The 9,696-nt window shown below is 46.1% G+C and carries 9 protein-coding genes; all 9 read left to right on the top strand.

The annotated features are described in order from the left end of the window. The first annotated feature begins 458 nt into the window (after positions 1-458). Positions 459-1,556 carry a hypothetical protein gene (locus K8R76_08140; protein ID MCD4848144.1) on the top strand — a complete coding sequence of 366 codons (1,098 nt, stop codon included), beginning with the start codon at positions 459-461 and terminating at the stop codon, positions 1,554-1,556. A gap of 121 nt (positions 1,557-1,677) precedes the next feature. Then, positions 1,678-2,223 (top strand): hypothetical protein, encoded by a 546-nt coding sequence (locus K8R76_08135; protein MCD4848143.1) that lies wholly within the window; start codon positions 1,678-1,680, stop codon positions 2,221-2,223. Positions 2,224-2,531: 308 nt separating this feature from the next. Further along, positions 2,532-2,969, top strand: a complete 438-nt coding sequence (locus tag K8R76_08130) for a hydrogenase iron-sulfur subunit (GenBank protein MCD4848142.1) — start codon at positions 2,532-2,534, stop codon at positions 2,967-2,969. A gap of 15 nt (positions 2,970-2,984) precedes the next feature. Then, the gene (locus tag K8R76_08125) at positions 2,985-4,286 is read left to right on the top strand and encodes an FAD-dependent oxidoreductase (protein MCD4848141.1); all 1,302 of its coding nucleotides are present in this window, start codon (positions 2,985-2,987) and stop codon (positions 4,284-4,286) included. Continuing rightward, a complete protein-coding gene (locus K8R76_08120) occupies positions 4,286-6,004 on the top strand; it encodes an FAD-dependent oxidoreductase (protein MCD4848140.1) in 1,719 nt (572 codons plus the stop codon). Before K8R76_08125 ends, K8R76_08120 begins: the two co-directional genes overlap by 1 nt. Positions 6,005-6,023: 19 nt before the next feature. Beyond that, positions 6,024-7,184 carry a hypothetical protein gene (locus tag K8R76_08115; GenBank protein ID MCD4848139.1) on the top strand — a complete coding sequence of 387 codons (1,161 nt, stop codon included), beginning with the start codon at positions 6,024-6,026 and terminating at the stop codon, positions 7,182-7,184. After that, entirely contained in the window at positions 7,177-8,271 is a 1,095-nt protein-coding gene (locus tag K8R76_08110; GenBank protein ID MCD4848138.1) for a Coenzyme F420 hydrogenase/dehydrogenase, beta subunit C-terminal domain, read from the top strand. Before K8R76_08115 ends, K8R76_08110 begins: the two co-directional genes overlap by 8 nt. 43 nt (positions 8,272-8,314) lie before the next feature. Beyond that, on the top strand, positions 8,315-8,740 hold the full coding sequence (locus K8R76_08105; GenBank protein MCD4848137.1) for a hydrogenase iron-sulfur subunit: 426 nt from the start codon (positions 8,315-8,317) through the stop codon (positions 8,738-8,740). Further along, on the top strand, positions 8,737-9,696 hold a 960-nt coding region (locus K8R76_08100), incomplete at its 3' end, for an FAD-dependent oxidoreductase (protein ID MCD4848136.1). The genes K8R76_08105 and K8R76_08100, both read left to right, overlap by 4 nt.

Here is a 9,696-nt window from a genome sequence, read left to right as displayed (position 1 = left end):
AACAATGATTGAACAGCAGCTGTTAATTTCTCCTTCTGGTTTAACAGCTTGAGAATACAGTACAGAATACTGGGGGTCAAGGCGGTTATCTTGACATAATATGGTAAACAAATGCATACTAACACTGCAAAAACCAGTGTTGAACAGCTGCTGTTAAAGTAAGGAGCGAGTTTAAATGCAAGGTCAACTGAAGGAGTACGAGAAATATCTAAAAGAACTGAATCCTATGAATTAGACACACTTACCATACATATTCTGGTGGGTTAAACACTATATGTTCCAGAAGCGATCGTATGATGCTGAATATTCTCAGATACTTGAAGAATATCATGTTGACCGATTTAATAGAATATGAACATGCGGGATATCACTGATGGCTCCTGTTATCGTCCTGTTTTCCTTTACCATTACTCAACTATTTCTTATCATCAGAAAAGACATTTATGAAAAGAGGATGAATGAAATACTTGATACCATTTCTAATGCTGCTGGTCATTACATTTACTTCACTGGCAGATATGGGATATTTCGGTTCAATCGCCCAGAATCCTGTTCCAGCTGACACGTTCCAGGTACACCCGTTCATAGAACTTACGTGTGAAGATGTGGTAATTGAAGTATATCCTGGCGGCTACGCTGAGATAACAGCCGATTTTCTTTTCACCAATACAGGGCATGCGGATACAGTAATAATGTACTTTCCGATAAGCGTCATGGTTCCTACTATCAGTGTTCTCTGGTCACTGGAAGATATATCGGATCCGGTAACTAATCCTTCCGTCAGCGTGAACGGTATTCCGGTTGATGTTCATCCGCTTCTTTCATCAGCATGGTCTACCCTGGGTTTGCGCCGTTTAAGCTGGGAGGATATCCTGGATACTGTTGATCCGCTTTCAGACATCGAACCTGATGCCCGTGAGGTATTCTTCTACATGATTGACCCGGAGTTATGGGATTCACTCGATGTGATGAATTCTGTACTTGCTGATTCAATAAGTGACGAAGATCGTATAATCCTCAGCGCTTTCAGCAGTCATGCCTGCTGGACTGTTCCTTTCAATGAAGGCGAGCAGGTTCTGGTTGAATACAGTATGAAATATTTTCTGAGCCATGACTTCACTGAATGTTCCTATGATCTCACTTATCCGCTCTATACCGGAGCATCCTGGTCCGGTCCCATCGGGAATGGACGGATTACTGTCATTCCCCGTGGAGACTTGGGGATCAAGCACTTTCTAAGCTGGAGCTCGACTTCCATGCCCGAAGCAATATCACTGGAAGATTATTCATTCGTACCGCTGCCCGAAATTGTTAACGCTCCGGCGTTCGAATTAACACATCTTTCGGACATTCAGGATCTGGAGATAGAAGATGCTCTGGTCTGGTTATTCCATGATTTTGAGCCGGTGGTTTCAAGGGGCGGTTGGATGTACTATTTCGAAAGCTCAACTGATCAGGATGCCATATATCACGCTGAAATGTATGAAGACGGTTCTGCCAGATGGCCATCATGCCTGAGAGTGATAGTTAATAATGGCGGGTTGAAATATCTGTAATACTTATCCTTATCAGCACCAGGCGTATTGAGTATGATGAAAGTCCAGGTCGAGATTCTGAAGAAGCGTAATACCGATATGAGCTTGAATGTTGAGAATATTATGACAGGAGGGTGCAATAGTGGAATATTTCATTGATGAGAAAGGGAAGTACGTCTTCAAAGGAAGTACATCTGGTGTGCTCCGGCGCATATTCACAGTTGTCATCATAGCCACTGTCGTAATGATGGTGGGAGTATCTCTAACGCTTTACTTCAGTATGGAGAAGCAGTCGTTTTCATCCATTAATCCAGTCATACCGTTCATTCCATTAATGATGTTCCCTTTTACTCTCATTGTACTGTTTGCTGTAAGGAAGCGGATTGGAAACGCGGGAACTGTAAAGGTTGATTACATGAAGAATACCGTATCCTTCAGTCAGCGGATATACAACAGCTACCGGGCTATTACTATAGGGTCTGAACAGATAACCAGGGTCATGATTTCAAGAAAGGAGTGCGCTTCCTATGGCTACTCCAACTCTGTCATATGGACAGTGAGTATAATGACGGACCAGGGACAGTTCGATCTGATGGCTGATCGCAGCGAAGTGAAAGCAAGAGGATTCGTGGATGAGTTTTCCTCACTTGTTTCCAGATCCGTAGACGACCTTACCAGAGGTACGTAATCCTGTAAAATAGCGATTGATCTTCTGTTAGAATCCCGGTGCGATATTCTTGACTGTTGAGGAATAACAATATATTATTTTGGTGATTGAACGCAGTAATTTCTATGCTGAAAAAATCAGTTATTGACATAGTCTTTCACATATTATTAGATATTCGAATATTCGAATATTAGAATTTAAATTTTCTTTAGCTTGAGCTATCTCTGACAGAGTTGATCAGGCAGCAAACTATCACTACTTCTGTTAATCAGGAGTTACAGAATATTGTGTGTGTTTGTAAATTTCCAGGCAAACAGGTACGGGGGAGAATGAAAGAAAAGGCAGGGGCAGAGTTCGTTCCTTCAATAGTGGGTTTTCTTTGCAACTGGTGTACATACGCAGCTGCAGACCTTGCCGGTTCGTCAAAACTCGCGCTTCCCCCTTCGTTCACGGTTATAAGAGTAATGTGTTCCAGCAGGATCGACCATAACCTTCTCCTTTCAACTTATTTCAAGGGGGCTGATGGTATTCTCGTTGCAGGGTGTCATCCTGGTGACTGCCACTACGGCGAGGGTAATTATTACGCCAGGCGAAGGTTTGCTCTGCTGAAAAAGGTTATGGAAACCCTCAATCTCAATCCGGACAGGCTGCAGCTCTCCTGGGTATCTGCAGCAGAGGGGAAACGCTATGCAGAGGTTGTGGGCGAATTCACGGAGAAGATAAAGGAACTCGGACCAAATCCTATTAAAAACAGTACTCGTTTTTGACAGAGAGTAGATAACATGTCTCAAACAGGGAATGTTCTTGTTATTGGTGCCGGAATCGCCGGGATGAAGGCGAGTCTTATGCTCGCCGGAGCTTCCAATAAGGTTTACCTTGTGGAAAAGCTACCAATCATCGGCGGTATGGTTATCAAGAACGAGGAAAGTTTTCCCAATCTCGAGTGCTCCACCTGCATGGTGGCTCCAATACAGCAGGATATATTGCAGAATCCGAACATTGAAACCCTTACATACAGCAATGTGGAAAAGATCGAGGGCAATGCGGGGGATTTCAGCGTCGTTATCAGGAAACGAGCCAGATACGTCAGTCTGACCGACTGTATCGGATGCGGGATGTGTTATGAACCCTGTCCTGTATCCCTGAAGAACGAATGGGAAGAAAACCTGATTGACAGGAAAGCCATTTATGTTCCCTGTTCCGGATCGCTTCCGAATGTTCCTGTAATTGATTCCGAACACTGTCTGAAGCTTAATGGCAAGGAGGAGTGCAACCTTTGCGTGGAGTCCTGCGCATTTGAGGCGATTAACCTTGATGACAGCGATGAAGTTATTGAAATAAAGGTCGGAGCTGTAATACTGGCAACCGGATCAGCAACTTTTGATCTTTCATCTTTGCCGAACCTTGGATACGGCGCTCTACCCGGAGTATATGCTCCGATGGAGTTCGAGAGACTGTTCGCGTCAAACGGTCCTACCCTTGGCGAGATAACCCTTCGCGGATCAGAGAAGGTTCCGGAAAGCATAGCTGTGATTCATTGTGCCGGACGGAGGGAGCAGAAGTACTGTTCTTCTGTCTGCTGCATGTACTCATTCAAATTCGCGAGATTCCTGAAGCATAAAATACCATCAGCCAGTGTTTTCAATATCTATTCGGATGTCTGTGTCCCTGGAAAGAGTTACCAGAGTTTTTATAAAAGTGTTCAAGGGGTAGATACCGAGATGCTCTACACATCGTCTATCGATGACGTTTTGGTTTCAGAGAACGGATCGGGACTGAAAGTAGCCTATTCGGATGCAGCAGGGTCCAAGGAAGAATTGAACGTTGATATGGTAATACTTGCAGCTGCTCTTGTTCCCGACCCTTTTGCCATTGAACTCGCGAAGGTCGCCGGAGTGAATCTTGATTCCCGGGGATTTATCGAGACAGTGTTGGACGGAAGCGGATCAATGGAGACCTCAAGAAAAGGGATATTCGTTGCCGGTACTGCGGAAGGCCCGAAGGACATTCAGAATTCGGTCATTCAGGCAGAATCCGCAGCAGGGCAGGTCATGGGTATTGTAACATCCGAGGCTTCCAGCTGATGAAAGAATATGAAATGCAGGAAACGGGACAGGATAAACAGATGAGGGCAAAGGTCGGGGTTTACGTTTGTGAATGCGGGCCTAACATTGCGGGGAAGGTCGATCTTGATAAAATCCTCGCTGATCTGTCTCAGCTCGACGATTATCAGGACGTTGAGCTGGTCGTTAAGAAGTACGGATTTCTCTGCTCCGGGCCTGGAAAGGAATTCCTCGAGGAGGAAATAAAAAGCAATGGCTTCACCCATCTGGTTATAGGTGCCTGCTCACCGCGCGATCATGATTCGACTTTCATGGGTGTATGCGAAAAAACTGATCTCAATCCTTATCTGTACAAAATCATCAATATCAGGGAGCACTGCACCTGGGTGATAGATGATAAAGAAAAAGCTACTGAAAAGGCATTCAGTTATATCCGCGGAGGAATCGCCAGGGTTCTTCGTCAATCAGAACTGTTCGAGAAACCGCTGGATATCAACCCTGATGTACTCGTTATAGGGGGCGGAATATCAGGTATGGAAGCAGCTCTTTCGCTTTCAGGCGAGGATAGACGGGTATTCCTGGTTGAGAAGACAGAAAGACTCGGAGGTGTGTCTCTTGATCTTTCAGGATTGCTTCCAGGGCAGGGTGATGTACTCAGCGGGAAAATAGAATCGATTATGGAAGACAGGAATATCAGACTCTTTCTGAATACCAGGGTCGAGAACGTTATCGGTTTTCTGGGCAATTTTGAGATAGAGCTATTATCAACAGAAAATGCTGAAACAACGGAGATAATGGCAGGCGCGATAGTAGTGGCGACAGGCAGCAAACTTTTCGAACCGGGGAGCAGCGATCACTGCAGTTATTCAGAATCGGATGAAGTATATACCTCACTTTCGGTAGAGAAAATGTTCAGCGGAGAAGGCGAAGCTAAGCTTCGGTCAGGTAAGCAGCCCTCTTCGGTAGCCCTGATTCACTGTGTTGGAAGAGAAGAGAAGAATTACTGTTCCGGAATATGCTGCAGTTACATGATGAAACTGGCAGGATATTTTAAAAATCAGTCCACTGATATTCAGGTATCGGAGTTCTACAGAGATATCTGCCTTACAAAAAAAGATGATCAGGAACGATACGCTGAGGCCTGCGCAGCCGGTGTTGCATTCATCCGCATAAAAGATATCAGTATAAAAGGTACCGATGTCAGTTTCGAAAAGATGAACGGCGAAAAAGGCGAGCAATCCTTCGATATGGTAGTCCTTGCCCCTGCACTCGAGCCATCAGCAGATACAGAAGCGCTGTCGGATCTTCTGACTGTTCCTCTGGATGAGTCCGGCTTTTTCCAGGAAGCTCACAATATGACGAATCCGATCGGGACATCCACAGACGGTGTTTTCATCGTGGGAACGGCTCATGGTCCTAAGGGAGTCTCTGATTCGATGCAGTTTGCCAGAGCATCCGCAGGACAGATACTCACAAGGTTGATCCCCGGCGAGAAGCTTATTCCGGAGGTTAAAGTAACAGAAATTCTTGAAGCCTACTGCACAGGCTGCGGCAACTGCCTTGATGTATGTGTTTACGGAGCGATATACTCCGATGATTCAAGAGGGATATCGGTTGTGAATGAGGCTGTATGCAGAGGCTGTGGAAACTGCTTCGGAAGTTGTCCGTCAGGAGCTCTCAGAACAAAACACTTTACTAATACTCAGCTTTATCGTGAAGTTGATGAGGCGCTAAGATGACCAGGGAAAGGAAGAACAGATGACCGATTCTGAGCGAAAGGGAGCGGTTCTGCCGGCTGAAAAAGAGCCTGGTGACGCTGTTCTGGACTTTCTCAGACTTGCCATTACAAAGAAATTGGCGGACGCTGTTATTCTTCCGATGAAAGTACCGTCCGGTGACTCTTACGCATGGATACTGATGAATGACATTTCTATGCTTGACGATGCCGTTCCGATAGCTCCCACCATGCCTGTACAGGGGGCGAAAGCTCTCAGGAGCCTTACCCGCAAAGGTCCTGGAAATCTCACTGTTATTGCTGTTATGAGACCCTGCGAGATAAGAGCAGCCATAGAACTCTCCAAACTGAGCCAGGTTCATTCTGATAATCTCATCCTGGCTACTTATGATTGCCCCGGAGCGGTGCAGCTTCAGAAATATGTTGATGATCCCGAGGGCAGCGAGAAACGTTTTACCGAAATACTGCAGAAGGGTAAACCCGATAATTCCGCCAAACCTGTCTGCCACATATGTGAAGATTTCTCCCTGTTTGATTCAGACATACACTTCGGTTATCTGGGACTATCTGAAAAGGAAATGCTTGTTATTGCAGGAAGCGATAAGGGATCGAAACTTCTTGAAGAACTTGATCTAACTCCCGCTAAAGATCTTTCAGCCTGGGAAAAAGGTATTGGTCAACTGAAGGCGGACAGGATAAAAGCAAGGAAAAGTGCTTTTGAGGAAACAGAAGCACAGCTGCGTGGTTTTGACGGGCTATTATCAGTATTCGCCAATTGTATCGGATGCCACAACTGTCAGAGTGCCTGCCCGATATGCTATTGCAGATTATGCTATTTCGATTCGGAAACAGCGGAACAGAATCCGGACGCGCTCATAACCGCTGCAGAAAAGCGGGGCGGTATTTCTCTTCCGGTGGACAGGATCATGTTCCATACGGGAAGGATGGCTCATATGAGTCTTTCCTGCGTTTCCTGCGGACAGTGTTCCGATGCCTGCCCTGTCTCCATACCGGTGGCAGGTGTATTCAGTTATGTAGCAGATCAGACGCAGAGAACATTCGAGTATTCAGCCGGACGGAACGACGGAGATCCCCTCCCTCTCAGACAGTTCAGAAAAACGGAATTACCAGGAGTACACGAACTTGTGAAAGATGCTGATGCGGAGGTTTCATCTCATGAGTAGCATAGCCATTGACACAAGCGCTTCCAGAAAAGTAAAAGACCTTCTTAAATTTCTTCTCGAGAGCGGAAAAATCAATGCCGCTGTAACAATGAGGAGAATTCCTGAGAATAACTCCTATGATCTTGCGTTGATTACGGACGTGACTGATCTTGACGAGGCTGTCCCCGTTATACCTGTCATGACAGTCAACGCCGGGCAGGTGCTTTCTTTCATATCAACTTCAGGGAAAAAAATAGCGGTTGTTCTGAAGCCGTGCGAACTCAGGGCCTTTGTGGAGCTGGTAAAACGGGAACAGGGATCATTCGAGAATCTGCTGACGATTTCCCATACCTGCGGGGGTGTTTTCCCTCTCGAACTGGTGGAAAAAGGACAGATCGAGGAATTACTGCCAAAATACGAAAAAACTGTATCGAAGGGCGAAGTACCTGCGAATACGAGGGATACATGCAGAGCATGCGAACATTTCATTCCGATGAATGCGGACATAACTGTATCGGTAGCGGGTGAATGTGAATCTGGAAAAGGATGCGTAATGTACCTCAATACGGATAAAGCCGAGGAGTTTACAGAAGGATTTGCGGGCGAGCGAAGTGAACAGAAATTCGATCCGTCTGTGCTGCAAAGATCGCTTGATGACCGCCTGGCAGAAAAAGAAAAACTTTTTTCATCTATAACAAAGGATGGCCCGGGTCTGGATGGTTTACTGGATTTGTTTGGGAGATGTGTCGGATGTCACGGATGCAACAGCGTTTGTCCGATATGTTACTGTCTTCTCTGCGATTTTGAATCAGCCAATTTCGATTACAATCTGCCTTATTTTGAAGAGCACCTTTCGCGCAGGGGCGCATTACGTCTGCCTCCTGACACGATCTTCTTCCATCTCGGCAGATTGACACATATGAGCTTCTCCTGCGTCGGATGCGGAATGTGTTCGGATGTATGTCCTGTCGGTATCCCGGTCGCGGCGGTATTCAAGAAAACAGGGGAGAAGACAGCGGCGATCTTCGATTACGTTCCTGGAAGAGATGTTGAAGAATCGATCCCTGTCATGGTTTACAAAGAGGAGGAATTATCAGATATCGGATAGTCTTGCATGCTGATAGAGTTATCCGGCTGTATGGGAGTTTGATATGAAGAAAGAATTCTCGCCAAGGATCACGAGCTTCCTGTGCAAGTGGTGTACGTATACAGGGGCGGATCTCGCGGGTACGGCCAGATTGCAGTACCCGACTTCGATAATTCCAATTCAGGTGATGTGTTCGAGCAGGGTTGATCCGGTATTTCTTATCAAAGCCTTTTTAAGCGGTTCAGACGGGGTTCTGATCGGGGGCTGCCATCCGGGAGACTGTCATTATGAAACCGGTAATTACCATGCAAGAAGAAGATTCGCGATTGTAAAAAGTGTATTTGAATCCCTCGGACTTGAATCACAGCGGCTGAAGCTCTCCTGGATATCCGCTTCGGAGGGACCTAAATTCGCCAGAGTTGCGAATGAATACACAGAGGAGATAATGAAACTCGGAGAGAACCCAACAAGGAAGAGCATATTTCTGTGAAGAACAAAAAGAACTCGGTTCTTGTTCTGGGCGCGGGGATTGCCGGAATACAGGCATCACTGGACCTTGCGGAAATGGGTGTTGAGGTCCACCTGGTCGAGGATACACCCACCATAGGCGGCAGAATGCCTCAGCTGGATAAGACATTCCCAACCAACGACTGCTCGATGTGCATTCTTGCGCCGAAAATGAGCGAATGCGTAAGACATCCTCTTATCACTCTGCATATCATGTCGAATCTTAAAAATATTTCCGGCACACCGGGTGATTTCATCTGCAGCGTAATCGAACGGGCCAAATATGTTGACCCGGTAAAATGTGTTGCCTGTGGTCTCTGCGAGGAAAAATGTCCGGTTAAGATAGAAGATGAATTCGATGTGGGTCTCCGGAAGACAAAAGCCATTTCGCGGTACTTCCTCCAGAGCATTCCATCTGAATACACAATAAACAAGGAACATTGTCTTTACCTTACAAAGGGTGTGTGCAAACTCTGCTCCAAGGTCTGTCCTACCGGCGCTATTAATTATGAAGACACAGACAGAGAAATTGAACTTAATGTAGGAGCTGTTATTCTCGCTACTGGTATTGATCCTTTTGATCCTATCGGCTTCGGCCAATTCGGATATCATCGCTTCAGTAACGTTGTCACCTCCCTTGAATTTGAACGTATGCTGTCCGCATCCGGACCTTTCGGAGGGCATGTTGAGAAGGCTTCTGACGGCAAACCTCCGAAGAGGCTGGCGTTCATCCAGTGTGTGGGTTCAAGGGACATAGGCATCAACAGAAACTATTGCTCATCAGCCTGCTGCATGTTCGCCATAAAGCAGTCAATCATCGCGAAGGAGCACAGCAAAGAACTGGAAGCCACAATTTTCTATATGGATATAAGGGCTTTCGGCAAGGATTTCGACAAGTATTACGATAAAGCTGAAAACCAGTACGGCGTGCAGTTCAAG

The sequence above is a fragment of the Candidatus Aegiribacteria sp. genome (genome assembly GCA_021108435.1).
Classification (GTDB): Bacteria; Fermentibacterota; Fermentibacteria; order Fermentibacterales; family JCC-6; genus Aegiribacteria.
The sequence above is the reverse complement of the archived record's forward strand: the minus strand, read 5'-3'. Positions and strand labels throughout refer to the sequence as shown.

What these genes read in the sequence shown, in the direction of transcription:
- K8R76_08140 (MCD4848144.1), top strand. Translation starts at nt 459, where the DNA reads ATGAAATACTTGATACCATTTCTAATGCTGCTGGTCATTACATTTACT.
- K8R76_08130 (MCD4848142.1), top strand. Translation starts at nt 2,532, where the DNA reads ATGAAAGAAAAGGCAGGGGCAGAGTTCGTTCCTTCAATAGTGGGTTTT.
- K8R76_08125 (MCD4848141.1), top strand. Translation starts at nt 2,985, where the DNA reads ATGTCTCAAACAGGGAATGTTCTTGTTATTGGTGCCGGAATCGCCGGG.
- K8R76_08120 (MCD4848140.1), top strand. Translation starts at nt 4,286, where the DNA reads ATGAAAGAATATGAAATGCAGGAAACGGGACAGGATAAACAGATGAGG.
- K8R76_08115 (MCD4848139.1), top strand. Translation starts at nt 6,024, where the DNA reads ATGACCGATTCTGAGCGAAAGGGAGCGGTTCTGCCGGCTGAAAAAGAG.
- K8R76_08110 (MCD4848138.1), top strand. Translation starts at nt 7,177, where the DNA reads ATGAGTAGCATAGCCATTGACACAAGCGCTTCCAGAAAAGTAAAAGAC.
- K8R76_08105 (MCD4848137.1), top strand. Translation starts at nt 8,315, where the DNA reads ATGAAGAAAGAATTCTCGCCAAGGATCACGAGCTTCCTGTGCAAGTGG.